This window comes from Rhizobium sp. TH135 (assembly GCF_002855515.1).
Classification (GTDB): Bacteria; Pseudomonadota; Alphaproteobacteria; order Rhizobiales; family Rhizobiaceae; genus Allorhizobium.
In genome coordinates this window covers 187,492-213,336 of the sequence record NZ_PKRP01000004.1, presented here as the reverse complement: position 1 = coordinate 213,336, position 25,845 = coordinate 187,492, and the positions used below count along the sequence as shown (strand labels likewise).

General features: G+C 62.4%; 26 protein-coding genes and 1 other RNA gene. 19 read left to right on the top strand and 8 right to left on the bottom strand.

Annotated features, from left to right (window positions below):
- Positions 1 to 18: 18 nt before the first annotated feature.
- A complete protein-coding gene (gene moeB, locus C0V73_RS13765) occupies positions 19 to 777 on the top strand; it encodes a molybdopterin-synthase adenylyltransferase MoeB (RefSeq protein ID WP_102020569.1) in 759 nt (252 codons plus the stop codon).
- Positions 774 to 1,250: a GNAT family N-acetyltransferase gene (locus C0V73_RS13760; protein ID WP_102020568.1), complete on the top strand. Its 477-nt coding sequence runs from the start codon at positions 774 to 776 to the stop codon at positions 1,248 to 1,250. The genes moeB and C0V73_RS13760 overlap by 4 nt, the downstream gene beginning before the upstream one ends.
- 5 nt (positions 1,251 to 1,255) lie before the next feature.
- Here C0V73_RS13760 and C0V73_RS13755 read toward each other — a convergent pair whose 3' ends face one another.
- A complete protein-coding gene (locus C0V73_RS13755) occupies positions 1,256 to 2,260 on the bottom strand; it encodes a D-glycerate dehydrogenase (RefSeq protein WP_102020567.1) in 1,005 nt (334 codons plus the stop codon).
- A gap of 199 nt (positions 2,261 to 2,459) precedes the next feature.
- Here C0V73_RS13755 and C0V73_RS13750 point away from each other — a divergent pair, with 199 nt between their 5' ends.
- Positions 2,460 to 3,002, top strand: coding sequence for an SH3 domain-containing protein (locus C0V73_RS13750; RefSeq protein WP_102020831.1), 543 nt, complete (start codon positions 2,460 to 2,462; stop codon positions 3,000 to 3,002).
- Here C0V73_RS13750 and C0V73_RS13745 read toward each other — a convergent pair.
- Positions 2,995 to 3,987, bottom strand: a complete 993-nt coding sequence (locus tag C0V73_RS13745) for an adenosine kinase (RefSeq protein WP_102020566.1) — start codon at positions 3,985 to 3,987, stop codon at positions 2,995 to 2,997. The genes C0V73_RS13750 and C0V73_RS13745 overlap by 8 nt on opposite strands.
- A gap of 328 nt (positions 3,988 to 4,315) precedes the next feature.
- Here C0V73_RS13745 and C0V73_RS13740 point away from each other — a divergent pair, with 328 nt between their 5' ends.
- The gene (locus C0V73_RS13740) at positions 4,316 to 5,260 is read left to right on the top strand and encodes an AEC family transporter (RefSeq protein WP_102020565.1); all 945 of its coding nucleotides are present in this window, start codon (positions 4,316 to 4,318) and stop codon (positions 5,258 to 5,260) included.
- Positions 5,261 to 5,334: 74 nt separating this feature from the next.
- On the opposite strand, the gene C0V73_RS13735 is transcribed toward C0V73_RS13740, so the two are convergent.
- Positions 5,335 to 6,078 carry a cytochrome c family protein gene (locus tag C0V73_RS13735; RefSeq protein ID WP_102020564.1) on the bottom strand — a complete coding sequence of 248 codons (744 nt, stop codon included), beginning with the start codon at positions 6,076 to 6,078 and terminating at the stop codon, positions 5,335 to 5,337.
- 155 nt (positions 6,079 to 6,233) lie between these two features.
- Here C0V73_RS13735 and C0V73_RS13730 point away from each other — a divergent pair, with 155 nt between their 5' ends.
- Genes C0V73_RS13730 through C0V73_RS13720 form a run of 3 tightly spaced genes read left to right on the top strand, consistent with a single transcriptional unit; the run spans position 6,234 to position 8,484 of the window.
- Positions 6,234 to 6,998 carry a 3-deoxy-manno-octulosonate cytidylyltransferase gene (locus C0V73_RS13730; protein ID WP_102020563.1) on the top strand — a complete coding sequence of 255 codons (765 nt, stop codon included), beginning with the start codon at positions 6,234 to 6,236 and terminating at the stop codon, positions 6,996 to 6,998.
- A 4-nt stretch (positions 6,999 to 7,002) separates the two neighbouring features.
- A complete protein-coding gene (locus C0V73_RS13725; RefSeq protein ID WP_102020562.1) occupies positions 7,003 to 7,854 on the top strand; it encodes a prephenate dehydratase in 852 nt (283 codons plus the stop codon).
- 12 nt (positions 7,855 to 7,866) lie between these two features.
- Positions 7,867 to 8,484 carry a hypothetical protein gene (locus C0V73_RS13720; RefSeq protein WP_143708343.1) on the top strand — a complete coding sequence of 206 codons (618 nt, stop codon included), beginning with the start codon at positions 7,867 to 7,869 and terminating at the stop codon, positions 8,482 to 8,484.
- 50 nt (positions 8,485 to 8,534) lie between these two features.
- On the opposite strand, the gene nudC is transcribed toward C0V73_RS13720, so the two are convergent.
- Both nudC and C0V73_RS13710 read right to left on the bottom strand, forming a co-directional pair.
- Positions 8,535 to 9,494, bottom strand: a complete 960-nt coding sequence (gene nudC, locus C0V73_RS13715) for an NAD(+) diphosphatase (protein ID WP_102020560.1) — start codon at positions 9,492 to 9,494, stop codon at positions 8,535 to 8,537.
- A complete protein-coding gene (locus C0V73_RS13710) occupies positions 9,491 to 9,898 on the bottom strand; it encodes an HIT family protein (protein ID WP_102020830.1) in 408 nt (135 codons plus the stop codon). The genes nudC and C0V73_RS13710 overlap by 4 nt, the downstream gene beginning before the upstream one ends.
- A gap of 92 nt (positions 9,899 to 9,990) precedes the next feature.
- Between C0V73_RS13710 and ffs the strand changes: the two genes are divergently transcribed.
- From ffs to C0V73_RS13695, 3 genes are all read left to right on the top strand, one after another.
- Positions 9,991 to 10,087, top strand: an RNA gene (ffs, locus tag C0V73_RS13705) — signal recognition particle sRNA small type.
- Between the two features lie 80 nt (positions 10,088 to 10,167).
- A complete protein-coding gene (locus tag C0V73_RS13700; protein WP_102020559.1) occupies positions 10,168 to 12,048 on the top strand; it encodes a DNA polymerase III subunit gamma/tau in 1,881 nt (626 codons plus the stop codon).
- Positions 12,049 to 12,097: 49 nt separating this feature from the next.
- Positions 12,098 to 12,421, top strand: coding sequence for a YbaB/EbfC family nucleoid-associated protein (locus C0V73_RS13695; RefSeq protein ID WP_102020558.1), 324 nt, complete (start codon positions 12,098 to 12,100; stop codon positions 12,419 to 12,421).
- Between the two features lie 22 nt (positions 12,422 to 12,443).
- Here the strand turns inward: C0V73_RS13695 and C0V73_RS13690 are convergent, their stop codons facing one another.
- Together C0V73_RS13690 and C0V73_RS13685 are read right to left on the bottom strand one after the other, a co-directional pair.
- Positions 12,444 to 13,334 (bottom strand): alpha/beta fold hydrolase, encoded by an 891-nt coding sequence (locus C0V73_RS13690; protein WP_102020557.1) that lies wholly within the window; start codon positions 13,332 to 13,334, stop codon positions 12,444 to 12,446.
- Between the two features lie 79 nt (positions 13,335 to 13,413).
- Positions 13,414 to 14,034, bottom strand: coding sequence for an MOSC domain-containing protein (locus C0V73_RS13685; RefSeq protein WP_102020829.1), 621 nt, complete (start codon positions 14,032 to 14,034; stop codon positions 13,414 to 13,416).
- Positions 14,035 to 14,090: 56 nt separating this feature from the next.
- On the opposite strand from C0V73_RS13685, the gene recR reads away from it, so the two are divergent.
- Together recR and C0V73_RS13675 are read left to right on the top strand one after the other, a co-directional pair.
- On the top strand, positions 14,091 to 14,696 hold the full coding sequence (gene recR / locus C0V73_RS13680) for a recombination mediator RecR (RefSeq protein WP_102020556.1): 606 nt from the start codon (positions 14,091 to 14,093) through the stop codon (positions 14,694 to 14,696).
- A gap of 46 nt (positions 14,697 to 14,742) precedes the next feature.
- Positions 14,743 to 15,975, top strand: a complete 1,233-nt coding sequence (locus C0V73_RS13675) for a lytic murein transglycosylase (protein WP_172450187.1) — start codon at positions 14,743 to 14,745, stop codon at positions 15,973 to 15,975.
- A gap of 9 nt (positions 15,976 to 15,984) precedes the next feature.
- Here C0V73_RS13675 and C0V73_RS13670 read toward each other — a convergent pair whose 3' ends face one another.
- Positions 15,985 to 17,619, bottom strand: coding sequence for an MFS transporter (locus C0V73_RS13670; protein ID WP_102020554.1), 1,635 nt, complete (start codon positions 17,617 to 17,619; stop codon positions 15,985 to 15,987).
- A 242-nt stretch (positions 17,620 to 17,861) separates the two neighbouring features.
- On the opposite strand from C0V73_RS13670, the gene rimP reads away from it, so the two are divergent.
- The 7 genes from rimP (at position 17,862) to rpsO (ending at position 25,548) form a co-directional block, all read left to right on the top strand.
- Positions 17,862 to 18,458, top strand: coding sequence for a ribosome maturation factor RimP (gene rimP, locus C0V73_RS13665; RefSeq protein ID WP_102020828.1), 597 nt, complete (start codon positions 17,862 to 17,864; stop codon positions 18,456 to 18,458).
- A gap of 56 nt (positions 18,459 to 18,514) precedes the next feature.
- Complete coding sequence (nusA, locus tag C0V73_RS13660) at positions 18,515 to 20,128, top strand: transcription termination factor NusA (protein WP_102020553.1); 1,614 nt, start codon at positions 18,515 to 18,517, stop codon at positions 20,126 to 20,128.
- Complete coding sequence (locus C0V73_RS13655; protein ID WP_102020552.1) at positions 20,128 to 20,811, top strand: RNA-binding protein; 684 nt, start codon at positions 20,128 to 20,130, stop codon at positions 20,809 to 20,811. The genes nusA and C0V73_RS13655 overlap by 1 nt, the downstream gene beginning before the upstream one ends.
- A 101-nt stretch (positions 20,812 to 20,912) precedes the next feature.
- Entirely contained in the window at positions 20,913 to 23,621 is a 2,709-nt protein-coding gene (infB, locus tag C0V73_RS13650; protein ID WP_102020551.1) for a translation initiation factor IF-2, read from the top strand.
- A gap of 160 nt (positions 23,622 to 23,781) precedes the next feature.
- A complete protein-coding gene (rbfA, locus tag C0V73_RS13645) occupies positions 23,782 to 24,186 on the top strand; it encodes a 30S ribosome-binding factor RbfA (RefSeq protein WP_102020550.1) in 405 nt (134 codons plus the stop codon).
- A 12-nt stretch (positions 24,187 to 24,198) separates the two neighbouring features.
- Positions 24,199 to 25,128 carry a tRNA pseudouridine(55) synthase TruB gene (gene truB / locus C0V73_RS13640; RefSeq protein ID WP_102020549.1) on the top strand — a complete coding sequence of 310 codons (930 nt, stop codon included), beginning with the start codon at positions 24,199 to 24,201 and terminating at the stop codon, positions 25,126 to 25,128.
- Positions 25,129 to 25,278: 150 nt separating this feature from the next.
- Positions 25,279 to 25,548 (top strand): 30S ribosomal protein S15, encoded by a 270-nt coding sequence (rpsO, locus tag C0V73_RS13635; protein WP_102020548.1) that lies wholly within the window; start codon positions 25,279 to 25,281, stop codon positions 25,546 to 25,548.
- The last annotated feature ends 297 nt before the right edge of the window (positions 25,549 to 25,845 follow it).

Here is a 25,845-nt window from a genome sequence, read left to right as displayed (position 1 = left end):
GGTGGCAAGGTGACCTCCATGGATCCGCTATCGCCTGAAGAACTCTCCCGCTATCACCGCCATATCCTGTTGCCCGAAGTGGGTGGTCATGGCCAGCAATTGCTCAAAGCCGCACGCGTGATGGTGATCGGGGCGGGTGGGCTCGGCTCGCCCGTGCTGCAATATCTGGCGGCAGCGGGTGTCGGCACGCTCGGGATCGTCGATGACGACGGCGTATCGCTTTCCAATCTCCAGCGGCAGGTGATCCATGACACGGGCACGCTTTCCGAGAAGAAGACGGAGAGTGCCGCGCGCGCCATTGCCCGGCTCAACCCGAATTGCCGCACGATGCGCTATGAAGAGCGCTTTACCGCCGAGTTCGCCCGGGATTACCTGCCGCGCTATACGCTGCTGATCGATGGCTCCGACAATTTTACCACCCGTTATGCGGCAGCGGATGCGGCAGAGCGCGCTACGGTGCCATTGGTGACCGGGGCTGTCGGGCGCTTTGATGGCACTGTGACCGTTCTCAAACCCTATGAGAGCGGGCCTGACGGTCTTGCCTATCCACGTTACACCGACCTCTTCCCCGAACCGCCGCCCGAAGGCCTCGTGCCGGCCTGTGCGGAAGCGGGCGTGATCGGGGCCCTCACCGGCGTCATCGGCACGCTGATGGCGATGGAGGCGATCAAGGTCATTACCGGCATCGGGGAGCCATTGGTTGGACGGCTCCTGATGTATGACGGGCTTGCCGCTCGTTTCGACACGGTGCGCTACAAGAGACGGACAGGGATATGAGTGTGACGATCAAACGGATCGATGAGAGTTTCCATCGCTACGAGGAACTTCTGGCGCTGATCATGGGCTCTTTCGCCTATATGGACGGCGTGATCGACCCACCCTCCTCCGCGCATCGGCTGACTGTCGATTCTCTCAAGGACAAGGCGCGGGACGAGATCGGCCTGACTGCCGAAGTCGATGGACGGCTTCTCGGCTGCGCTTTCCTGCGGCCCGAGCCGGGCTTCCTCTATGTCGGCAAGCTCGCGGTCTCGCCTGAGGCGCAAGGGTCTGGGATCGGCAGCCGTTTTCTAACCGAGGCGGAGGCGATCGCCCGGGATCTTGGCAAGCCCACCCTGCGGCTCGAGACGCGGATCGAACTTACCGGCAACCACAGACGGTTTGGTGCCTGGGGCTTCGTCCGCACCGCCGAAAAGAGCCATGCAGGCTACGACCGCATCACCTTCATCGAGATGCAGAAGCACCTGGCCTGACGGCCTCAGCCGCGGTTCGGCAGGACACGGTTCGGCGGGCGATGGCCGTCGAAATAAGTGCGGATGTTGATGACGACCTTGTCGCCCATATCGGTGCGACCTTCGATCGTGGCCGAGCCGGTATGCGGCAGGAGCACCACCTTACCCTCATTGGCGAGCTTCACCAGCTTCGGATTGACCGCAGGCTCGTTCTCGAAGACGTCGAGACCGGCACCGGCGATCTTGCCCGCGCGCAAAGCCTGGACCAGAGCGTCTTCGTCGATGATATCGCCGCGGGCGGTGTTCACCACATAGCTTGTGGGCTGCAATAGGGCCAAACGGCGCGCCGATAGCAGGTGGAAAGTGGCTGGCGTCGACGGGCAGTTCACCGAGACGATGTCGACACGGGCGAGCATCTGGTCGAGGCTGTCCCAGTAGGTTGCTTCCAGCTCTTCTTCGGTGGCCGGGTTGGCGCGCTTGCGGTTGTGGTAGTGGATCGAGAGACCGAAGGCCTTGGCACGGCGGGCAACGGCCGTGCCGATACGGCCCATGCCGATGATCCCGATGCGCTTGCCCCAGATGCGGCGCCCGAGCATCCAGGTGGGCGACCAGCCTTCCCATTCGCCCGGCTTGTCCATGAGCACGCGCGCACCCTGCACCAGACGGCGCGGGACCGCGAGGATCAGTGCCATGGTCATGTCGGCGGTGTCTTCGGTCAGGACATTCGGCGTATTGGTGACGGTGATGCCCTTCTTCGCGGCCGCATCGATGTCGATATGATCCGTGCCGTTCGAGAAACTGGCGATCAGTTTCATCTGCGGACCCGCTTCGGCGATGAGCGCTGCATCGATTCGGTCCGTTACGGTCGGCACGAGAACGTCCGCCGTCTTCACGGCCGCGATCAATTCTTCGCGCGTCCGCGGCTTGTCATCGACGTTCAGCTCCGCCTCGAACAGCTCCCGCATGCGCGTTTCCACGGCATCCGGCAGTTTCCGCGTGATATAGACCCTTGGTCTTTTCCTGTTCGTCATGGACCGGACCGATGCCTTCTTCAGAACTCGTTAACCAAGTCGCGGGATACTTCGCTCCTCAGGAAGGCAATTTCTACCAAACCCGTCGGCGAAGACAAACAAAACTCGTCGGCTCGTGGCGGATTTGTCCGAAACCCGCGTGACGCGTGACGGGGCGGTAAGAAAGCACTTCATTTCCATAGCTTAGCCCGGAATGACCATGTTTCATAATCTGTGCCGCGTCAGCCTAGCCTTCAGCGTCCTTGCGCTGGCTCTCGTGGCCGGCCCGATGGCCGGTCATGCGCAATCGACGACCAAGGGATCGAGCGGCCTGCCGCTGCCCCGCTTTGTCAGTCTCAAGGCCGAAAAGGTCAATCTTCGCATCGGGCCCAGCACCGACTATGCGGTGTCCTGGCGCTACATGAAATCCGGCCTGCCGGTGGAGATCATCCGCGAATACGAAAACTGGCGGCAGATCCGCGATGCCGACGGCACCGAGGGCTGGGTCAATCAGACATTGCTCACAGGCGAACGGACGGCGGTTGCCGCCCCGTGGATGCGGGGCAATGGCGACAATGTCTATGTGATGATGCGACGCGATTCCAACTCATCGTCCGCCGTCATTGCCAAGCTCGAGCCCGGCGTGGTGCTCAAGCTCAGCGAATGCAACGGCAACTGGTGCCGCGCCGAGACGGGCGGCGTCAGTGGCTGGCTCTCGCAGAACGAGATCTGGGGCGCCTATCCCGGCGAGGCCTTCAAATAAGGCTGATTGCCGCTGCACCCTTCTGGAGGGACATCATCGGACGCGGGCCGATCTGCTGGATAACGACGCCCGCGGCATAGCAGCCGAGATGGCCGCAGTCTTCAAGGCTTCGGCCGTTCGTGTAGCCAAAAAGGAAGCCGGAGGCGAAGAGATCGCCGGCCCCGGTCGTGTCGACGACGGTCTCGACCTTCGTTGCCGGCACGCGGATGCGCTGGTCATTCTTGACGATCACCGCTCCCTGATCGCCCATGGTAACGGCGGCCAGCTTGCAATCTTTTGCGATGCGATCCAGCGCTTCGGCAAAGCTGTCGGTCTCGTAGAGGGAAAGGGCTTCCTGCTCGTTGGCGAAGACGATGTCCACGGTGCCTGAGCGCATGAGCTCGAGGAACTCAGCGCGGTAACGCCCGACGCAGAAGCTGTCGGACAGGGTCATCGACATTTCCTGGCCGGCTTCATGGGAGATCCGAGCGCAATCGAGGATCGCCTGCTTGGCGCGCGGCGGATCCCAGAGATAGCCTTCGAAATAGGTGACCTTGGATTTTGCCACCACTTCCGGCTCAACGTCTTCGGGGCCGAATTCGACGCAGGCGCCGAGATAGGTGTTCATCGAGCGCTCGCCGTCTTCGGTGACGAAGATCATGCTGCGGGCGGTCGGCGGCTGGCTGCCCAGCGGGCGGGTTTCGAAATGCACGCCCTGGGCGCGGATGTCATGCGTGAAGATCTCGCCGAGCTGGTCTTCCGAGACCTTGCCGAAATAGGCAGCCTTGCCGCCGAAATTCGCAATGCCGGCCGCCGTGTTGCCAGCGCTGCCGCCAGAGGCTTCCACCGCCGGTCCCATCATGCCGTAGAGCCGTTCGGCGCGTTCCGCGTCAATGAGGTTCATGGCGCTCTTGGTGATGCCGTTGTCGATCAGAAACTGGTCGTCGCAGCGAGAAATAATGTCGACGATCGCGTTTCCGACAGTCAGGACATCGAACTGGCTCATGGTGGGCGGGGCTCCGTTTGCTTGGTCAGACGGTCATAGCCGTTTTTCCAGCGATGGGAAGGGGCAAGCGGATCAACGTCATCGTGTCGTTACATCGACAGGTTAGGGATCGACACAAGGACGGCCATCTCCCCTGGACGTCCGGTTGGACCATCCCCGGTCCTACACGGGAGAGCCGACCACGGATGTACTGGCGGCGGATCCCAACCCGGCATGAGGCCGGGCGTGAAAGCAGGCAATGGCCTGCTTTTGTCGTTTGTGGCGGATTGGCTGGGATCGGCAGGGGGCCTAAGAAGGTCTCATCTTGCCATTTCCCGAGTCGATTTTCATGACAGCCGTTGCCCAGGACGTCCTTCCCATCTTCATTCTGATTCTTTTCGGCTGGGCCCTCGTCCGGCTGAAGATCCTCGCCGCAGATATTGGCGACGGGCTCGGCGATTTCGTCTTCAAGGTGGCGGTGCCGCTGCTTTTGCTCCGAACCATCGCCAATGCCGACTTCCACGGGGCTTCTCCTTTCCGTCTGTGGATTGCCTATTTCTCCGGCGTCTTCGTTGCCTGGGCGGTGGGCCATCTGGTCGCGACACGCATCTTCAAGCGTGACCAGCGGCTTGGTGTACTGGCAGGCGTATCATCCGCCTTTGCCAACAATGTCTTCATCGGTCTGCCACTCGTCGAGCGTACGGTCGGGCCGGAAGGGATCGTTGCCATGTCGATCCTGCTCGCCATACACCTGCCGCTGATGATGATCGCCGGTGTGATTGCCATGGAGCGGGCCGAGCAGAAGAGCGGCGGCCGCAAAGCGGAGGGCATCCTGTCCGTCGTGAAGCAGGTGGGCATGAACCTCGTTCGCAACCCTCTGATTATCGGTCTTGCGGGCGGCATCCTGCTGCAGATCCTGGGCACGCCCGTGCCTGCGATGATCGACGGTGTCGTGGCGCAGGTGGCCGGGATGGCGGCGCCGGCCGCGCTGATCTCGCTCGGCATGACCTTGAACAAGTACGGGATGGCAGGGAATGTGCGGATCGCAACGAGCATCTCGCTCTTGAAACTCGGCCTGATGCCGGCGGTGGTCTGGGTCGCTTCGACCCTGCTTGGCCTCTCACCGCAATGGACGGCAGCACTTGTTCTGACGTCTTCGGTGCCGACCGGCATCAATGCCTGGCTGATTGCGAGCCGCTTCGGCGTGGGGCAGGGGCTTGCCGCATCCGTGATCACACTTTCGACCGCGGCAGGCGTGGTGACCGTTTCCTTCTGGGCACTGCTTCTGCTCTGACGCCCAAACGAAAATGCCCGGCCGCAAGGCCGGGCATTGGAATGAAACGGATCCGATGGATCAGTCCCTAAGGATCAGGGCGTGGCCGGCTGTGCCGGTGCAGGCTCGGCCGGAGCAACTGGGGCCGTCTCTGCCGGTGCCGCAGGAGCAGCGTCAGCCGGAGCGGCAGGGGCAGCTTCAGCGGGTGCTGCGGCCGGGGCCTCAGCGGGTGCTGCAGCGGCGTCTGCCGGGGCTGCATCTGCCGGAGCAGCAGCGGCATCGGCCGGCGCTGCGTCAGGTGCCGGCAGCGGAACCGGGCTGTCAGCCATGGTGTGCAGGTAGACGATCAGGTTGGCGCGCTCGTCGTCCTTCTTGACGCCGGCAAAGCCCATGGCGGTGCCCGGGATGTGCTGCTTCGGAGCGAGCAGGAACTCGTTCAGGTGATCCCAGGTCCAGAGAACCGAGCCGCCCTGGGCGAATTCAGTCATGGCAGCCGAATAGCTGAAGCCTTCATGCGAAGCGATCGGGCGGTCGACAAGGCCATAGAGGTTCGGGCCAACCTTGTTGGCGCCGCCCTTGTCGACCGTGTGACAGCTCGCACACTTCTTGAAGACGCCTTCGCCTGCAGCCGCGTCGGCGCTGGCGAGAAGCACGGCGATGGGCGTCGCGGCGACCTCCGGTGCTGCGTCTGCCGGTGCGGCTTCTTCTGCCACAATGGCGAAGCCTTCCTTCTCAGGCGTTTCCGAATGGAAAATGCCTTCCGAAGCGATCGACACAGACATCAGGACGAAGACGGTGCCGAGAAAGGCACCCACGCCCATGTTGGTATAAGAGTTCATCTGCAAAGCTCCCCGTGCAGCCGGCCGATGAGCAACCGGACGATCTTGAAATCGCGCGGAACCTATGTCTTTTGCATAACACATGCAACACGATTATGGTCCCGCAACTGGGACTATTTGACACTTCTGTGCGGTGATTTGAAGGGGTTACGGACATGAATGAAGGCGGAACCGCCAAAACCTTAGTCCTGATCCCGGCCCGCATGGCATCCACCCGACTTCCGGGCAAGCCGCTGGCCGATATCGCCGGCCTTCCGATGATCGTGCAGGTCGCAAAACGCGCCCAGGAAGCTGATGTCGGGCGAATCATTGTGGCCGTCGACGATCAGCAGGTGTTCGACGCGGTCGAGGCGGCGGGCTTCGAGGTGGTGATGACGCGGGCCGACCACCAGTCCGGATCCGACCGCATCTTCGAGGCCCTGACAAAGGTCGATCCGGATGGACAGGCCGAGATCGTAATCAATGTGCAGGGCGACCTGCCGACGATCGATCCGCAGACCATTCGCGCCTCGCTACGGCCGCTCGAAGACCCCTCCGTCGATATCGCAACGCTGACCGTCGAAATCGAAGACGAGCAGGAAAAGACCAATCCGAACGTGGTGAAGGTCGTCGGCTCCCCGCTGTCCGCCGACAGGCTTCGGGCGCTCTACTTTACCCGTGCGACGGCACCACATGGGGCCGGGCCGCTCTATCACCATATCGGGCTCTATGCCTATCGCCGCCACGCGCTCGAGCGCTTCGTTTCGCTTGCGCCCTCGACCCTCGAAAAGCGCGAATCGCTCGAACAGCTTCGCGCGCTCGAAGCCGGCATGCGCATCGATGTCGAGGTGGTGAAGACCGTGCCGCTCGGCGTCGACACGCCCGCCGATCTCGAAAAGGCGCGGCGCATTCTTTCCGCATCCTCAAACGCAGGACACTGATCCCTTGGCACCGACGAACAAGATTTCCTTCCAGGGCGACTACGGCGCCAATTCCGACATGGCCTGCCGGGATATGTTCCCGAATATGGAGCCTCTGCCCTGCCCGACCTTCGAGGATGCCTTCGTGGCGCTGGAGACCGGCGAGGTTGATCTCGCGATGATCCCGATCGAGAACACGCTCGCGGGTCGTGTTGCCGACATCCACTATCTGCTGCCGCTGTCGCGCCTGCATATTGTCGGCGAGTATTTCATGCCGATCCGCTTCCAGCTGATGGTGCTGCCGGGCGTGATGCTCGACGAGATCCGCACCGTGCACAGCCACATCCATGCGCTCGGCCAGTGCCGCAAGATCATCCGCAGCCATGGCTGGAAGGCCGTTGTCGCCGGCGATACGGCAGGGGCTGCCAAGCTGGTTTCCGAGAAGGGTGACCGCACGATGGCTGCCCTCGCTCCGCGGCTCGCAGCCTCGCTCTACGGGCTCGAGATTCTGGCCGAAAACGTCGAGGATTCGGAAAACAACGTGACCCGCTTCGTGGTGCTCTCTCGCGACGAGGACGACCAGAAGCGCACTGCTGCTGACGAGCAGTTCATCACCACCTTCGTGTTCAATGTGCGCAACCTTCCGGCTGCCCTCTACAAGGCGATGGGCGGCTTTGCGACGAACGGGGTGAACATGACGAAGCTCGAAAGCTACCAGATCGGCGGCAAGTTCACGGCGACGCAGTTCTATGCCGATATCGAGGGGCATCCGGACGATGCGCCGGTGCGCAGAGCGCTGGAGGAATTGCGGTTCTTCTCGGAGAAGGTGCGCATTCTCGGCGTGTACAAGGCGCACGCCATGCGGGGCAAGCTCTAAGGCGACACCGGCGTGAGCGAACTATGTCAGTCGTATCTTCGTTTGTTCAGCCGGGGTTATCTGCCTCTGCCACTCGTCGGAATTCCCTCGCTGACCTACACGGTCAGTTACTACACTGGGACAGACGCCACTGGATTGTTCTCTTTCCTTAGTGTCTTTTACCCACGACTGGCCTGCGACCTTGAAGTCGTCTCCAGCTATGCTGGATACAACGGTGACGCCTATGTAGGCTCGATCCTGCTCGGCATAGCAGGCTGCTTTGCCTTCATATTCATCAGCCTCGGAAATTTGATTGTTTTTGGCCACCGTCAAATTCGAAAATATGTCGGCAGAGAGCACCTAAGCAAGAGGATGATGGCACTAGCCGTGATCGTGTCACTGCTGCTTATTGCCTTCGTGTTTATGATGCACTCCTACTTGCCAACGATTAACGGTTCGCAAGGTGGGTGTTCCTGGCTGGGAAGAGGCTTGCCTACGAATGAATTCGCGCAACAGTTCTGGTTCTCTCTATTTCTTTCGGGCTGGTTGTTGTGCGGCCTTGTTCAGTTAGCTCAAGGTTTGATCGTTCACTTTGTAGGTCTGTTCCTTCCGACAAAGGCAACAATTCCTCGGCACAGAACAGATAGCTAAAGCTTCCGACAGCTTGGTGAGAACGGTGAAAGCGCAGTGGGTTTGGCGGCTCAGTGCCGCCACTCGAACCAGTCCTCGATCAACCTGCGGGCGATCGTGCCCTGGATCGGTAGTGAGCGTCCGTCGAACGACCCCTCCGACAGCATGGCGCCGATCTCGGCCCGGGTGAACCAGCGGCAATCCTCAAGCTCAACGGAGTCGAAGGCAATGTCGAAGTCCGTGGCCTCGCCGTAACAGCCGATCATCAGCTGGTGCGGCATCGGCCAGGGCTGCGATGCGTAATAGCGGACGCGGCCGACGGTGATGCCGGACTCCTCGCGCGTTTCGCGCCGGACGGCGTTTTCGATGGTCTCGCCCGGCTCGACGAAACCGGCAAGCGAGGAATACATGCCTGCAGGGAAGCGCGGGCTCCGGCCCATCAGGCACCGATCCTTCTTCTCGTCGACGATCAGCATGATGGCGACCGGATCGGTGCGCGGGAAGATCTCGTGGGCGCAGGCCGTGCATTTGCGCTTGTAGCCGCCGATGAGGGTTTCCAGCGTGCCGCCGCAGCGACCGCAGAAGCGGTTGTCGGCATTCCAGCGCAGGAGGCTCAGCGCCTGGGCGACTTCGCCGAGCACTTCGTCACCAACAAGAGCGTCACGGAAGAGCGCACGCGGGTCGGCCGGCTTGTAATGCGCGGCGAGCGCTTCCGGAGCGACATTGACGGGCACGGCGAGGCGCGGTTCGCCGGAGGCCTGGTGGCCCAGCAGGATTGCGTCGTCGAAATTCGGCTGCAGCTCGGCGAGTTCGTAAGGGGCAAACAGCGGATCGAGGACCTGGCCATCATGCTTCAGCACAAGCTGGGTACCGGAGAAGGCAAGGATATGGGTGCCCTCGACCTTCAACGCTTTTTCAAGTGAGGTCTCGTCGCGATGTTCGCTGTCGCGGTCGAGCTTGTTGCCCGAGAAGGCCGTGAGTTCGCTGGGTTCGAGATGCGGGGCACGGTTGAGGAAAATCGAATTCTTCATTGGAATGCTTCAAGTATCCTGTGCTTCATGGCCTCGACGGCCTTTTCCTCATACGGGACAGACTGGCCAAAACCCCAGATCGGGCCGGGCCAGTTCGGGTCATTTTCGCTGCGTGCGACGACATGCACGTGAAGCTGGCGCACGATATTGCCGATCGCCGCGATGTTGATCTTTTCGGCACCGGTCGCCTTCTTCAGCGCGGTGCCAACGGTCACCTGCTCGAAGGTTAGCATGGCCTGGTCGAGCGGCGTGAGGTCGAATATCTCCGATACATCAGGGCGCTGCGGGACAAGAATCAACCACGGCCAACGGCTATCCCGGGCAAGCCGCAGGTCGCAAAGGCCGAGTTTCAGGATCGACTCGCTGTCTCTGCCAAGACGCTCATCCAGGGTGAATGGCTGCACGGTGTTTCTCTCCGCTTTGTTTTCAACGACGCTAGCAGTTTTTTCGGCGCTTGGCTTGCATTTGGCGACGTTATTGCCGATATGTCTCCTCGGGAGGTTGGTGGTGGACGAGCCACTCGCCAACCGGGTCAGGTCCGGAAGGAAGCAGCCCCAACGAGCGCGGCACGGGTCATCGTGCCAGCCTCCCACCTCATCTTCATTTACGGCCTCTCTTTCCAACAGGGGCCGTGCCATGCCCGGATGCGGGCGACGGGGAAGCTGGCAACGCGATGAGCGATTTAGAGCCCACTGCAGAGGCCAAGACCGCCCCCGGCGGCTACCGCGTTCTCGCCCGCAAATATCGCCCCAAGGATTTCACGGATCTGATGGTCGGCCAGGAGCCGATGGTGCGGACGCTGACCAACGCGTTCGAGACCGGCCGTATCGCCCAAGCCTATATGCTGACCGGTGTGCGCGGGGTGGGCAAAACGACCACGGCCCGCATTCTGGCGCGCGCGCTGAACTACAAGACCGCTGAGATCGACAAGCCGACGATCGACCTTCGCATCCCCGGTGAACATTGCCAGGCGATCATGGAAGGCCGGCATGTCGACGTAATCGAGATGGATGCCGCCTCGCATACCGGTATTGACGACATCCGAGAGATCATCGAGCAGGTGCGCTATCGCCCGGTCTCGGCGCGCTACAAAGTCTATATCATCGACGAAGTGCACATGCTCTCGACGGCAGCCTTCAACGGGCTGCTGAAGACACTCGAAGAGCCGCCGGAGCATGTGAAGTTCATCTTCGCGACGACCGAAATCCGCAAGGTTCCAATCACCGTTCTTTCCCGCTGCCAGCGCTTCGACCTGCGCCGGATCAGTGCCGGCGATCTCGTCGGGCTGTTCTCGACGATCGCGTCCAAGGAAGGCATCGAGGCCGAGGAAGAGGCGCTTTCGATGATCGCGCGCGCGGCCGAAGGCTCTGCCCGTGACGGGCTCTCGCTTCTCGACCAGGCGATCGCGCATGGCGGCGGCATAGTGCATGCCGATGCCGTTCGCGCCATGCTGGGTCTCGCCGACCGGGCGCGCATCGTCGATCTTTTCGAGCATGTGGTGCGCGGTGATGTGGCGGCAGCACTCTCCGAATTCGGCAGCCAGTACGAGGCGGGTGCGAACCCGACGGTGGTGCTGACCGATCTCGCCGACTTCACCCATTTGGTGACCCGGCTCAAATACATTCCGTCTGCCGCGCAAGATCCATCACTTTCCGAAGTGGAACGCGTGCGGGGCGCAGAGCTGGCTGATAGCGTAGCGGTAACGACGCTGTCGCGTATGTGGCAGATGCTGCTCAAGGGCATTCCGGAAGCGGAGGCCTCGTCGCGACCGGCGGGTGCGGCCGAAATGGTGCTGATCCGGCTTGCACATGCCGCGCATCTCCCCTCGCCCGAGGATGCGGCGCGACGCCTGCTAGAGCTTTCCAATGGCGATGGCGGAGCAGAGCGCGGGCCATCCGCACCCCGTCCGAACGGCGGTGGTGGTGGCGCCTCGATGGCGATGCGGGTGCAGGCGGTGGGTCAACCCGCGCAGGACAGCGCCCCGCGCCCGGCAATGAGCCAGCCGGTTGCGCATCTGCAGAGCGTGCCGGCTGGTGATGCCCTGCCGCAGATGATGGAACGCCGCGAACCCAAGGTCGAGGAAGCACTCGCCCCGGGTGTCCGCGTAGAGACGCTGGACGATATCGCGGATCTTTGCACCAAGAACCGGGCGCCCGTGCTTAGGGCCCAGCTGCGCCAGTTCGTGCATCTCGTGAAGATCGAGCCGGGCCGGCTGGAAATTCGTCTCGAATCGCAATGCCCGCCGACAATCGTCAACGAGCTGAAGATGAAGCTCAGCGAGTGGACCGGCATCACCTGGTGGGTGACGCTCTCCAACGATGCGGGCGCGCCGACGCTGGTCGAGGTCGAGAGGACAACTCGCGAGGCGCGGCTGGTCGATGCGCGCCAGGACCCTGATGTGGCCGCGATCCTCGCCCGCTTTCCGGGCGCCAAGGTGACCGACGTCCGGATCAAGGCAGCGGCGATCGAAGACGACGACATCGTGGCGGCACCGCCGGCTGCGGCGGAATCAGCCGACGGCGACATCCTGCCGGGCGACGATATCGAATTCTAGGGCTCAAAACCCTTCTCGCAAAACACGACAACAATCCAAGGAGATGACGATGCGCGACATCATGGGCATGATGGGCAAGGTCAAGGAAATGCAGTCCAAGATGGAGAAGATGCAGGAAGAGATTGCTGCACTCGAAATCGAAGGCAAGTCTGGCGGCGGCCTCGTGACCGTCGTCCTGACCGGCAAGGGCGAGATGCGCAGCATCAAGATCGACCCGTCGCTCTTCAAGGAAGACGAAGTCGAGATCCTCGAAGACCTGATCGTGGCTGCCCACAAGGACGCCAAGGACAAGGGCGAAGCCCAGGCGCAGGAAAAGATGGCGGCGCTGACCGCCGGCATTCCGCTGCCGCCGGGCATGAAGTTCCCGTTCTGATGAGGACGGCTGATCGGGTCTGTCAGGGATAGACCCGATTGCCCCACGGATTTTCTCCTTCGCGCAGAAACGCGAGGCTCTGGCGCCAGAAGCCATCCTGATGGCGGGCGTGGAAGAGATCGAAGTGACCGACCTTGGCAAAGCCGAGGTCCTCGGGTGCGAGCAATACCTTGGTCACCGGAGCGCGGCGATAGTAGCGCATGGCGCGGCTGATCGCCTTCGGGGTGGCGAATTCATCATCCGACATGGTGACGCTGAGGATCGGGCCGGTTGCGGTCGCGAAACGGTCGCACATGGCTTCGGCGGCCTCTTGTGACAGACCCTGCTCGGCCCTGCCCTGCTGCAGCCCCCAGCCATAGGCGACGCCTTTCGGCAGATCTTCCAGCCAGCCAAGGCGCTTGCCGGGAAAGTGCCCGAGCGCGAGCGTGATCGCGGGCATCGCGACATGCCATTTCAGGAATAGCTGCAGGCGCCGCGCCGGCAGGTAGTCTCCCCAATAACCATATTGGCCGCCGACCGAGAGCATGGCCGAGCTGCGGCCCACCGCCGGCGAATAACCCGGCAGGAAACCGCCGATGCTATGGCCGACGACGAGCACGCGTCCGGTATCATCCTCCTGCAGGGCATGGCGCAGGGCCACGTCGAAATCCCGCTCGCCCCATTGGCGCCAGGTGAAGGTCGAGCCCTTGAGGCTTTCTGGGCGCGACAGCCCGATGCCGCGATAGTCATAGGTCAGGACAGAGAAACCGTTGGCCGCGAGATAGGCAGCATAGCGGTGGTAATAGCGGGCGTGGACGCCGGTAGCCGGGTTGATGACAACGGTGGCGGATGGCGACGCCTCCGCTGCCGGCCACCAATAACCGATCAGCCGCACGCCATCGGCCGCGGTCAGCTCTATTCTCCTCGGGTCCATCACTCCTCCAAGCGGGCGGCATGATGGCGAGAGGTGGGATGGGGGTAAAGCCTCGGAGACTAAGACCTTCGGCGGAGGCTCACATCTCGCCGGCGCGGATCGCGTCGCGGACCTTGTAGTGGACGGGTGCGGCGAGATAACGGACACGGTCGGTCTCGCTCAGTTTGCGGCCGAAGGTCGCCATTATCTCGCGCATCGTGATGCGGTCGCCGCTCCAGGGCTTGAATTCGACGGCCTGGCCGGCTTCGACCATGCCACCCTGCAGCACCCGCGCATAGGCGCCCGGACGGGCGGCTTTCGTATAGCGCTTGACGATGGTCGGGTCGTCCATCTTGGCGGCGAAGGTGGCGCAGGGCATGCGGGCGGAGGTGACTTCAAGAAGCACCTCCCCGATGGCCAGCCTGTCGCCGGCCGCCAACATGGCGCTTTCCAGGCCTTCGATCACCAGGTTCTCACCAAACGTGCCATAGGGCAGATCGCGGCCGAGCTCGGCCTGCCACCAGTCGAGATCGATGGAACCCTCGATATAGACGGCCTGATCGACGCCACCATGGTGCTTGCGGTTGAGGATCGCGTCGCCGACGAGGCCTTCGGCATCGACCATGATGGGACCCTGAATGGCGAGCTTGTTGATGCCGGTCTTGTATTTCTTGCCCGGCAGGATCTCGGGTCGACCGAGGCAGACGGCGAGGATTTTCATGTCGGGCATCCCTTCGGCGATTCCGTTTCCCGACTATATGGGCTAGAAACGCCGCCATGGCAAAACGAGTCACCGGCCCCGAAATCGAGAAACTCATCCAGCTTCTGGCGAAAGTGCCGGGGCTTGGACCACGCTCGGCACGGCGTGCGGCGCTGCATCTGATCAAGAAGAAAGACCAGCTGCTTGGCCCGCTGGGTCACGCCATGGGCGAGGCCTATGACAAGGTGAAGATCTGCTCCTGCTGCGGCAATGTCGACACCGTCGATCCCTGCACCGTCTGCACTGACGTCGCTCGCGACCAGTCCGTCATCATCGTCGTCGAGGATGTCTCCGACCTCTGGGCGCTGGAACGCGCAGCCGCGATGAATGCTGCCTATCATGTGCTGGGAGGCACTTTGTCGCCGCTCGATGGGATCGGTCCCGATGATCTCAACATCAAGGGGCTGATCGACCGGGTGGCAAAGGGCGGGATCCGCGAGATCATCATCGCGGTCAATGCGACCGTCGAGGGGCAGACCACAGCGCACTATATAACGGACCATCTGACCGGGCTCGACGTGAAGATCACGCGGCTTGCCCATGGCGTGCCCGTCGGCGGCGAACTGGATTATCTGGACGAGGGAACACTGTCTGCGGCGATCAGGGCCCGGACCACGATCTGACCGCGAGGAAGAACCGATGGCACGCACCCGCAAGCCGCTCCGCTTGATGATGACGACTGTTTCGCTGCTTTTGGCAGGGAGTTTTGCCACGCCGTCGGCAGCCGCTTCCCGGAGCGCCGTGGAGGCGCAGTTCCGGCAATGGATCGCAAGCGATCTGTGGCAGGCGGCTCAGGAAGGCGGGATCAGCAAGGAGATTTTCGACCGGACGCTTCAGGGCGTAAAGCTGAACTGGGATCTGCCTGATCTCGTGCCGCCGGGCACGGAGCCGCCGAAGGAGCGGACGCAGAGCCAGGCGGAGTTCAGTTCTCCGGCATCATATTTCAACGAGAAGCGCCTGCAGGGACTGGCCGCAACCGGACGAACCCTTGCGAGCCAGCATGCGTCGACGCTGCGCAAGGTCGAGGCGACCTATGGCGTTCCGGGTTCTGTGATCGTCGCCATCTGGGGACGCGAGTCCGGCTATGGGCGGGCGAAGTTGCCGCATTCGGCGATCGACGTGCTGGCGACCAAGGCCTTCATGTCGACCCGCAAGCCGATGTTTCAGCAGGAGCTGATTTCGGCGCTGCATATCGTCGAAAGCGGGGACGTGAGCGCCGACCGGCTGATGGGCTCCTGGGCTGGGGCGCTCGGGCAACCGCAGTTCATGCCGGGAAGCTACCTCAAATATGCCGTCGACTTCGACGGCGACGGCAAGCGCGACATCTGGAACTCGGTGCCGGATACGCTGGCGTCCATCGCCAACTATCTGGTGAAGAGCGGTTGGCAGCGGGGTCGCGACTGGGGTTATGAGATCACCATTCCCGACGGCGTCTCCTGTGCGCAGGAGGGGCCTGACAGAGCCAAGCCGGTCTCGGCCTGGGCAAGCGGCGGGCTGACCCGAATTTCCGGTCGGGCCTTCCCGTCGGCGGAGAACTCGCAGCCGGCGATGATGCTGGTGCCGGCCGGCACCTATGGTCCGGAATTCTTGGTGACGCCGAACTTCTATGTGCTGAAGGAATACAACAATTCCGACCTCTATGCGCTGTTCATCGGCAATCTCGCCGACCGGATCACGAGCGGTGGCGGCGCGTTCAAGGCGCCGTGGGGCGATGTCGGCAAAATGCTGCGCTCGGATGTGCTCGCCATGCAGAAGGCGCTGGTGGCAGAGGGCTACGATGTCGGCAAGGTCGATGGTCTGCCCGGCTTCAACACCCGGCGGTCGCTCGGCGAATGGCAGACGAAGAACGGGATGAAACCGACCTGCTATCCGAGTGCAGACCTCAAGGCCAAGCTGCGCTGATCTCTGGGATCAGTGGTGATCGATATGCGACTGGTGGAAGACGTCGTCGGCCGGCGGGATTGCCTGCCGCTCGATCATCCGGTGGACCTTGGGCGGCCGGTCGCCGCGATGCAGTTCCAGCAAACGGTCGGTGATTTCGGCATCAGCCTTGGTGCGGCGCTGGTTGTGGCGGACGTAGTCCACCCAGGTCGGCACATGATAAGTTTCCGTCCAGATATCAGGGTTCTCCAGATCGCGCATCAGAGTCCAATTGCGTGCGCCGTCCCGCAGGCGAATGCGGCGACGCTCGACCATGATCCGCAGAAACTCTGGAACGTCTTCATCGGTGATCTCAAAATCCACATGAATGACGATCGGGCCGCTGCGCGGGCGGATGTCAAGCTTGAGGGACGGTTCGTTGAAGCGGTTGAGCGGATCGAGATCGAGGGTGGCGAAGGTGGGCATGGGCAAGAAGAAGCCGATGAAGACGCCGACCATCATCAAGAGGCTGGATGCCACCAGCGCATGGTCGGAGCCATAGTTCTCGGCCACGCTGCCCCAGAGCCAGCTGCCTGTGGCCATGCCGCCGAAGGTGGCGGTCTGGTAAAGCGAGAGCGCGCGCCCCACGACCCAACGGGGGGCCGAGAGCTGTACGACAGTGTTGAAGAGCGACAGTGCCAGCACCCAGCAGGCACCGGCGACCATCAGGGCCAGCGCCGTGATCCAGACCGAAGTGCTGATGCCCGTGACGCCGGCTGCCACGGCAAAGCCGGCGAAGGCTGCGCGGACAATGTCCTCGCTCGACACGAGTTCGCGGGCGCGCTGGTTGGAAAAGGCGCCGAAGATGGCGCCGAGGCCGAAGGCACCGAGCAGGCCGCCGAAGGTGAGCGGTCCGCCTGAGAGCTGGTCACGGGCGACGATCGGCAGCAACGAAAGGATTGCGGTTGCCGTCAGACCGAAGACAAAGCCCCGGAAGAGAACCTTTCCGAGATTGGGCGACATCGCGACGTAGCGCAGGCCCGCTGCGATGGCCGAGCCCAGATGCTCCCGAGGGAGCGGGCTCTTCGGGATATCCGGACGCCAGCGGAAGAGTGCGTAGGTAATGGCAAAGTAGGAGAGCGTGTTGACCGCGAAGGCAGCCGCCGCCCCCGCAGCGGCAACGATCGCACCGCCGATCGCCGGGCCGACGCTGCGGGTGATGTTGAAGCCCATGCTGTTGAGCGAGACAGCGGCCGGCAGATCGGCGCGCGGGACGATGTCGCCGACCGAGGCCTGCCAGGACGGATTATTGAGCGCGGTCCCACAGCCGATCAGGAAGGTGAAGGCCAACAGCGCCCAGGGGGTGATGAGATCAAGCAACGCAAACAGTGTCAGGAGTGCCGAGACCACGATCATGAAAAGCTGGGCGGCAATCATGACCCGGCGGCGATCGAAGCTGTCGGCGATCGCACCGGCGATTAGGGAGAGCAGCATGATCGGTCCGGTGTTCGATGCCTGAACGAGCGCCACCATGTTCTCGGAGGTGGAGATCGAGGCCATCATCCAAGCGGCACCGACGCCCTGGATCAGGCCACCCAGATTGGACGAGATGCTGGCGAGCCAGATCCGGCGATAGGCATCATTGCGGAGCGGTAGAAGCGGGGAGCGGCGTTCTGATGTGGACATGAGTTGAACTTTTCTGGCCGCGGTGATGTCGAGAGACAACCGTGGTGAGCACGAGCTTGCCTTGCGCAACGCATGAATGGCAAGTTTGTTTTCACCCCTCACCGAAAAGCTTGCAAAAGTTGGGGCGCTCGCGTATATGAGCTTCAAATTCTTGATCGACAGATGAAGGGTGGGCCCGGAAGGACCCGCTCTTTTTTATTGGCGATCGCAGCCAATCGGGAGTAAAACGATTGTCCGAAGACATGCCGAAGCCGGAACTCGGCGAAGCACGGATCATCACTGAGACGGGCCTTGACCGTCGTATCGCAGACATTATCGAGCCCGTGCTCGTCGCGATGGATTTCAAGCTGGTTCGCGTGCGTATGATGAACCAGAACGGAATGACGCTGCAGATCATGGCGGAACGCACCGACGGCACAATGACCGTCGAAGATTGCGAAGCCGTATCGATGGCCGTGTCGCCGGTTCTCGATGTCGAGGATCCGGTCGACAAGGCCTATCACCTTGAAGTGTCGTCGCCGGGCATTGACCGGCCCATGGTGCGCAAGTCGGATTTCAGCCGCTGGCAGGGCCATATCGTGAAGTGCGAGACGTCGATCCTGGTCGACAACCGCAAACGCTTCCGCGGCAAGATCACCGACGTGAACCAGGACGGCTTTACCCTGGAGCGTGACCAGGTGGCCTATGGCGAAGAGCCGAAGGTGGTTATCCCCTTCAATACGCTCGCCGAGGCAAAGCTCATTCTGACGGACGATCTGATCCGTGACGCGCTCCGAGCCGACAAGCTCGCCAAGGCGCAGGCCGCGAACCAGAACGACGAAGACGACAGCGAAGAATAACGTTTGACCTATAGCCCAAGGCCGATGCCCGGGCGTGAAGACGGAGACCTAAGACAATGGCAGTCAGTGCTAACAGGCTCGAGCTCTTGCAGATCGCAGATGCCGTCGCCCGTGAAAAGGTGATCGACCGCGAAATCGTGCTCGCCGCCATGGCCGACGCGATCCAGAAGGCTGCCCGGTCGCGCTACGGCAGCGAGACCAACATTCGCGCCGACATCAATTCCAAGACCGGCGAGATCCGTCTGCAGCGTCTTCTGGAAGTGGTCGAGAAGGTCGAAGACTACGCGACGCAGATCGCGCTCGAACTCGCCCGCGACCGCAATGTCGACGCCAAGCTCGGCGATTTCATCGCCGATCCGCTGCCGCCGATGGACTTCGGCCGTATCGCCGCCCAGTCGGCCAAGCAGGTCATCGTGCAGAAGGTGCGCGAAGCCGAGCGTGACCGCCAGTTCGACGAATTCAAGGACCGCGTTGGCGAGATCGTCAACGGCACCGTCAAGCGCGTCGAATACGGCAACGTCATCGTCGATCTCGGCCGTGGCGAAGGCATCATCCGTCGTGACGAGATGATCCCGCGCGAAGCTTTCCGTTACGGCGACCGCGTGCGCGCCTATGTCTACGACGTGCGCCGCGAACAGCGCGGCCCGCAGATCTTCCTGTCGCGTACCCATCCGCAGTTCATGGTGAAGCTCTTCACCATGGAAGTGCCTGAAATCTACGACGGCATCATCCAGATCAAGTCGGTTGCCCGTGACCCGGGTTCGCGCGCCAAGATCGCTGTTATCTCGAACGATTCGTCGATCGATCCGGTCGGCGCCTGCGTCGGTATGCGCGGCTCGCGCGTTCAGGCCGTTGTCGGCGAGCTTCAGGGTGAAAAGATCGACATCATTCCGTGGAGCCAGGATCCGGCATCCTTCATCGTCAACGCCCTGCAGCCGGCTGAAGTCGCCAAGGTCGTTCTCGACGAAGATGCAGAGCGCATCGAAGTCGTGGTTCCGGACGAGCAGCTGTCGCTCGCCATCGGCCGTCGTGGTCAGAACGTGCGTCTGGCATCGCAGCTGACCGGCTGGGACATCGACATCATGACGGAAGCCGAGGAATCGGAGCGCCGCCAGAAGGAATTTAACGAACGCACCAACCTGTTCATGGATGCGCTCGACGTCGACGAAATGGTCGGCCAGGTGCTGGCTTCGGAAGGCTTCGCCCAGGTCGAGGAAGTGGCTTACGTCAATCTCGACGAAATCGCTTCGATCGACGGCTTCGACGAAGACACGGCGCAGGAAATCCAGACCCGTGCCCGCGAATACCTCGAGAAGATCGAGGCCGAGATGGACGCGAAGCGCAAGGAACTGGGCGTTGCCGACGAACTGCGCCAGATCGAGGGCATCACCTCGCAGATGATGGTCGCGCTCGGCGAAGACGGTATCAAGACGATCGAGGACTTCGCCGGCTGCGCCGCTGACGATCTCGTCGGCTGGAGCGAACGCAAGGACGGCGAGACGAAGAAGTTCGAGGGCCTGTTCTCGAAGTTCGACATCTCGCGTGCCGAAGCCGAAGCGATGGTCGTCAAGGCACGCCTCGCTGCTGGCTGGATCACCGAGGAAGACCTCGCGGTCGAAGCTGAAGCAGAAGGCGAACTCGAAGGCGAAGAAGCCGAGCAGGGAGCGTGATGAGCGCCGAGAGGCCGGACGCGACAGAGGTCGAAGGCGATTTCGACCTCTCCGAAGCGAACGGGCGGATGTGCATCGTTACCCGCGAAAGCGGATCGCCGGAAACGCTGTTGCGTTTCGTGGCGGCACCCGACGGGACAATTGTCCCGGATCTAAAGCGGGCGCTTCCAGGCCGGGGCTGCTGGGTCAGCCCCAGCCGTGAGGCTGTCGACAAGGCCGTGGCGAAGAAGCTCTTCGCCCGGGCCCTGAAACGAGATGTGAAGGCGGATCCAGATCTCGGATCCGTGGTTGAGCGGCTTCTGGTCGCGCAACTGATCGGCATGATGAACATGGCACGGAAGGCCGGCCAGTTCGTCACCGGAGCGGCGAAGGTCGAGGCGGCGGTGCGAAGCGGTGAGGCCATTGCGGTGTTCCATTCGCAGGATGCCGCAGCGGATGGCGTGAGAAAGATCGACCAGGCCCGAAAGGCCTGGCACCTCGGAACGGGGGCGGAGGCGGAAGTGCCCGCTTTCCACCTTCTGACCGGGGCGGAATTGGAAGAGCAGATGGGCCAGAATGCGTTTATCCATGCTTGCGTGCTTGCAGGGCAGGCAGGTGAAGGTGTAGTGAAGCGCGCAACTCTGCTCGAAACCTATCGCGGCCGCGCGCCGCAGGTATCGGGCGCTGGCCCGAAATCACAATGACGCGGTCACCGGCACAGGTCGGCCTCCGTGGTTTAGGACAGTATGTGAACGGCGAGGCCTGATGCTCGGCATCCGGCCCCGCTCGAAGGAACGGGAACGGAATGACCGACAACAAAGACGACAAGACTATCGGCGTGAAGAAGACTCTCACCTTGAAGCCCTCAGGGATGAGCCAGGGTACCGTGCGCCAGGACATGGGGCGCGGCCGTACGAAGTCGGTCGTCGTCGAGACGGTAAAGCGCCGTCCGACCCGCCCGCTGGACGAAAAGCCACCAATTACGCCGATCACACCTGTTCGTGCGGAACCGGTCGCGGCGGCTCCGACGCCGGCGCCGACACAGTCTCCTTCGCAGGTTGCAGCACCTGTTGCAGCTGCTCGCCCGGCAGCGGCACCGCAGCCGCATCGTCCTCAGCAACCGCAGCGCCCCCAACAGCCGCAGCGCCAGCAGCCTTCGCAGCCGCCGCGGCAGCAGGAACGTCCGCGTGGCGCCGTTCTGCACGACCTATCGGCCGGCGAGATGGAAGCGCGTCGCCGCGCTCTCGCCGAAGCCCAGGTTCGTGAAGTCGAGGAAGCCAAGCAGCGCGTGATCGAAGAGGCTCGCCGCAAGGTGGAAGCCGAGGAAGCCGCACGCTTGGCCGCCGAAGAGGCCGCACGCCGCGCCGCCGAGCCACAGCCCGAGCCGCAGCCGGAACCCGAAGATAACGCCGAGCCCGAAGTGGCGCCGGTGGCTGCTGCGCCCGCCCCTGTAAACCGTACGGCCATTCCGGCACCCGGCGCACCCGGGTTCGTGCGTGGACGCAAGACCAATGACGAAGACGAGGGCCGTGCCTCTCCGCGGACGATCCCCGGCCGCGGCAAGGTCGCCATGCCTGTCGCCCCCAAGGTCCCTGCCCGTCCGAAGGTCGAAGAGGACCGTCGTCGTGGCAAGCTGACCGTCACCACGGCCAATGTCGAGGATGACGGCACGGCACGCGGTCGTTCGCTGTCTGCCATGCGCCGCCGGCAGGAGAAGTTCCGCCGCAGCCAGATGCAGGAAACCCGCGAGAAGGTCATGCGCGAGGTCATCCTGCCGGAAACCATCACCATTCAGGAACTGTCGCAGCGCATGTCCGAACGCGCCGTTGACGTCATCAAGTACCTGATGAAGGAAGGCCAGATGATGAAGCCGGGCGACGTCATCGACGCCGACCTCGCCGAACTCATCGCCACCGAATTCGGCCACACCGTGAAGCGCGTTTCGGAATCCGACGTCGAAGAAGGCATCTTCAACGTCAAGGACGACGAAGGCGAACTGGTGGCGCGTCCGCCGGTTGTTACCATCATGGGCCACGTCGACCACGGCAAGACCTCGCTGCTCGACGCCATCCGCAAGACCTCGGTCGTATCGGGCGAAGCCGGTGGCATTACCCAGCATATCGGTGCTTACCAGGTCGAGCAGAACGGCCAGAAGATCACCTTCATCGACACCCCCGGCCACGCCGCGTTTACCGCGATGCGTGCCCGTGGCGCCCAGGCGACCGACATTGCGATCCTCGTGGTCGCAGCTGACGACAGTGTAATGCCGCAGACGATCGAATCCATCAGCCATGCAAAGGCTGCCGGCGTTCCGATCATCGTGGCGATCAACAAGATCGACAAGCATGAGGCAAACCCGGACAAGGTTCGCCAGCAGCTTCTGCAGCATGAAGTGTTTGTCGAATCCATGGGCGGTGAAGTGCTCGACGTCGAAGTCTCGGCGAAGAACAAGCTCAACCTCGACAAGCTGCTCGAAGCCGTGCTGCTGCAGGCCGAAATCCTTGACCTGAAGGCCGACCCGACGCGTACTGCCGAAGGTACTGTTATCGAAGCTCAGCTCGACCGCGGTCGTGGTGCCGTTGCAACGGTTCTCGTCCAGAAGGGCACGCTGAAGCCTGGCCAGATCATCGTTGCCGGTGACCAGTGGGGCCGCGTTCGTGCCCTCGTCAACGACAAGGGGGAGCACGTCAAGGAAGCGGCTCCTGCCATGCCGGTCGAGATCCTCGGCCTGTCGGGCACGCCTGCTGCCGGTGACAAGTTCGCCGTCGTCGAGAACGAAAGCCGCGCTCGCGAAATCTCCGAATATCGTCAGCGTCTGGCCCGCGACAAGGCTGTTGCCCGCCAGTCGGGTCAGCGCGGTTCGCTGGAACAGATGATGAGCCAGCTGCAGAACACCGGCTTCAAGGAGTTCCCGCTGGTCATCAAGGGCGATGTTCAGGGTTCCGTCGAAGCCATCGTGGCGGCGCTCGACAAGCTCGGCACCGACGAAGTGCGTGCCCGTATCGTCCATTCGGGCGCTGGCGCCATCACGGAATCGGATATCTCGCTCGCCGAGGCTTCCAATGCCGCGATCATCGGCTTCAACGTCCGTGCGAATGCTCAGGCTCGTACCGCTTCCGAGCGTGCCGGCATCGAGATCCGCTACTACAACATCATCTACGATCTGGTGGATGACGTGAAGGCAGCGATGTCGGGCCTGCTCTCTCCGGAGCGTCGCGAAACCTTCCTTGGCAATGCCGAGATCCTGGAGGTGTTCAACATCACCAAGACCGGCAAGGTGGCAGGTTGCCGCGTTATCGAAGGCAAGGTCGAACGTGGTGCGGGCGTTCGCCTGCTGCGCGACAATGTCGTCATCCACGAAGGCAAGCTCAAGACGCTCAAGCGCTTCAAGGACGAAGTGTCCGACGTGCCGATGGGTCAGGAATGCGGTATGGCCTTCGAGAACTACGAAGACATCCGCGCCGGCGACACGATCGAGTGCTTCCGCGTGGAACATATCACGCGTACGCTCTGATCTCAGGCGTTTCGACCACGATCCCTACGGGCGCCGGATCTTCCGGCGCTCGCTGTTTATGGGGATCATGACCTCCGACGTAGCGTCGGATGAACGGCAATTCACGGCATGATGTTAGCGGCGATAGCCCCGGATACCTCATGCGAAAGGCAAGTGAACCATGACAAAACCAACCTCATCGGCACCTTCGCAGCGCATGCTGCGCGTCGGCGAGCAGGTGCGCGCCGCCATCACCCAGGTGCTTCAGCGCGGGGAAGTGAACGACGATGTCATCGAAAAGACCGTGATTTCGGTCTCGGAAGTGCGGATGTCGCCGGACCTTAAGATGGCGACCGCCTATGTGGCGCCGCTCGGCGTTTCCGACCATGACGCTGTCATCGCAGCCCTCAACAAGCATGCGAAGTTCATTCGTGGACGGATCGGCGGCCAGCTTCGGCAGATGAAGTACATGCCGGAAGTGCGTTTCCGCGACGATACCAGCTTCGACAATTACCAGAAGATCGATGCGCTCCTGCGCTCGCCGGAGGTCCAGCGCGACCTCGGCTCCGACGAAGACAAAGACTGAGAAAAGACCTAGATGTCCAAACCCAGAAAGCCCAAGGGCCGCCCGATTTCGGGTTGGCTCATCCTCGACAAGCCGGTGGATTTCGGCTCGACAGAGGCGGTTGGCAAGATCAAGTGGCTGTTCAACGCCCAGAAGGCCGGCCATGCCGGCACGCTCGACCCGCTCGCTTCCGGCATGCTGCCGATCGCCCTCGGCGATGCGACGAAGACCGTTCCCTATGTCATGGACGGGCGCAAGATCTATGAATTCACGGTGACCTGGGGCGAGGAGCGCTCGACGGATGACCTTGAGGGAGAGGTCACGCAGAGCTCGGACAAGCGTCCGACCGAGGAAGACATTCGCGCCCTGCTGCCGAACTATACGGGGACCATCAATCAGATCCCGCCGCAGTTCTCTGCGATCAAGATCGCTGGTGAGCGCGCCTATGATCTGGCGCGCGATGGCGAGACGGTCGAGATCCCCTCTCGCGAGGTCGAGGTCCACCGCCTGACGCTTCTCAACTGCGAAGCCGACAAGGCCCATTTCGAGGTCGAATGCGGCAAGGGCACCTATGTGCGATCGCTCGCCCGTGATTTCGGTCGCGATCTCGGCTGCTATGGTCACATCTCCTCTCTCCGCCGCACCTTCGTGGCCCCGTTTGCCGAAGAGATGATGGTGCCGCTCGCGGAGCTCGTGGCGCTCGAAGCCATCGAAGACCGCGATGAACGGCTGGCCGCTCTCGATGCTTTCCTCGGCGATACGGCAGAAGCACTCTCCGCCCTGCCGCAGCTCAGGATCACCGATGACCAGGCGCATCGGCTGCGCATGGGCAACCCGATCATCCTGCGCGGGCGCGATGCGCCGGTCGCAGAACCGGAAGCCGTGGCGCTTGCCGGTGGCAAGCTCATTGCAATCGGCGAGATTGCCGGTGGCGAATTCCATCCGCGGCGAGTCTTCGCCTGACGCCTTCCCGCCGCCTGCTCTTTCCTTTCTTCAGGGAATAGAGTATAGGCGGCGGCAGCTGGCCCCTCGGGTGCCTGCATTCACGGCCAATGCTGGACGACATCCCGGCGTTTGGCGACCTGTTTCTCCTTATTCTAGAAAGGATTCACGATGTCGATCACTGCAGAGCGCAAGGCCGCCCTCATCAAGGAATACGCAATCAAGGAAGGCGACACCGGTTCTCCGGAAGTTCAGGTCGCAATCCTGACCGAGCGTATCACCAACCTGACGGAACACTTCAAGGGTCACAAGAAGGACAACCACTCGCGTCGTGGCCTTCTGACCATGGTTTCGACCCGCCGTTCGCTTCTCGACTATGTCAAGAAGCAGGACGAGGCTCGCTACACGAAGCTGATCACCAGCCTCGGCATCCGTCGCTAACAAGTTCCCGGCGGGTCTTCGGAGACGAAGATCCGCCGGTTGCCTTTCCGGGTCAGGCCAGACGACCCGCGACCGGTTCCGCGCGACGATCGCCCGGAACGAACGACAGACCGGATGGGCCGGATCTGTCGACGACAACCGATGACCTGTCATGGGGCAGGATTGTTGGACGCTTCCGCATCCCGAAGGATGCATATGCCGGCCGTGGCCGTTTCCGAAGCCTCCCACTGTCTTGCCCGTGATTGCGTCAGCACATTGCAGACCGACCGCCCCCTGCCAATTCGGCAGGACGAAGGT

Coding starts and splice junctions, on each gene's coding strand:
- C0V73_RS13675 (WP_172450187.1), top strand. CDS start 14,743: ATGATGACGACTGTTTCGCTGCTTTTGGCAGGGAGTTTTGCCACGCCG.
- C0V73_RS13730 (WP_102020563.1), top strand. CDS start 6,234: ATGAATGAAGGCGGAACCGCCAAAACCTTAGTCCTGATCCCGGCCCGC.
- rpsO (WP_102020548.1), top strand. CDS start 25,279: ATGTCGATCACTGCAGAGCGCAAGGCCGCCCTCATCAAGGAATACGCA.
- C0V73_RS13695 (WP_102020558.1), top strand. CDS start 12,098: ATGCGCGACATCATGGGCATGATGGGCAAGGTCAAGGAAATGCAGTCC.
- C0V73_RS13670 (WP_102020554.1), bottom strand. CDS start 17,619: ATGTCCACATCAGAACGCCGCTCCCCGCTTCTACCGCTCCGCAATGAT.
- C0V73_RS13700 (WP_102020559.1), top strand. CDS start 10,168: ATGAGCGATTTAGAGCCCACTGCAGAGGCCAAGACCGCCCCCGGCGGC.
- nusA (WP_102020553.1), top strand. CDS start 18,515: ATGGCAGTCAGTGCTAACAGGCTCGAGCTCTTGCAGATCGCAGATGCC.
- C0V73_RS13760 (WP_102020568.1), top strand. CDS start 774: ATGAGTGTGACGATCAAACGGATCGATGAGAGTTTCCATCGCTACGAG.
- C0V73_RS13735 (WP_102020564.1), bottom strand. CDS start 6,078: ATGAACTCTTATACCAACATGGGCGTGGGTGCCTTTCTCGGCACCGTC.
- moeB (WP_102020569.1), top strand. CDS start 19: ATGGATCCGCTATCGCCTGAAGAACTCTCCCGCTATCACCGCCATATC.
- nudC (WP_102020560.1), bottom strand. CDS start 9,494: ATGAAGAATTCGATTTTCCTCAACCGTGCCCCGCATCTCGAACCCAGC.
- C0V73_RS13740 (WP_102020565.1), top strand. CDS start 4,316: ATGACAGCCGTTGCCCAGGACGTCCTTCCCATCTTCATTCTGATTCTT.
- C0V73_RS13745 (WP_102020566.1), bottom strand. CDS start 3,987: ATGAGCCAGTTCGATGTCCTGACTGTCGGAAACGCGATCGTCGACATT.
- recR (WP_102020556.1), top strand. CDS start 14,091: ATGGCAAAACGAGTCACCGGCCCCGAAATCGAGAAACTCATCCAGCTT.
- rbfA (WP_102020550.1), top strand. CDS start 23,782: ATGACAAAACCAACCTCATCGGCACCTTCGCAGCGCATGCTGCGCGTC.
- C0V73_RS13655 (WP_102020552.1), top strand. CDS start 20,128: ATGAGCGCCGAGAGGCCGGACGCGACAGAGGTCGAAGGCGATTTCGAC.
- C0V73_RS13750 (WP_102020831.1), top strand. CDS start 2,460: ATGTTTCATAATCTGTGCCGCGTCAGCCTAGCCTTCAGCGTCCTTGCG.
- C0V73_RS13690 (WP_102020557.1), bottom strand. CDS start 13,334: ATGGACCCGAGGAGAATAGAGCTGACCGCGGCCGATGGCGTGCGGCTG.
- infB (WP_102020551.1), top strand. CDS start 20,913: ATGACCGACAACAAAGACGACAAGACTATCGGCGTGAAGAAGACTCTC.
- C0V73_RS13685 (WP_102020829.1), bottom strand. CDS start 14,034: ATGAAAATCCTCGCCGTCTGCCTCGGTCGACCCGAGATCCTGCCGGGC.
- rimP (WP_102020828.1), top strand. CDS start 17,862: ATGCCGAAGCCGGAACTCGGCGAAGCACGGATCATCACTGAGACGGGC.
- C0V73_RS13755 (WP_102020567.1), bottom strand. CDS start 2,260: ATGACGAACAGGAAAAGACCAAGGGTCTATATCACGCGGAAACTGCCG.
- truB (WP_102020549.1), top strand. CDS start 24,199: ATGTCCAAACCCAGAAAGCCCAAGGGCCGCCCGATTTCGGGTTGGCTC.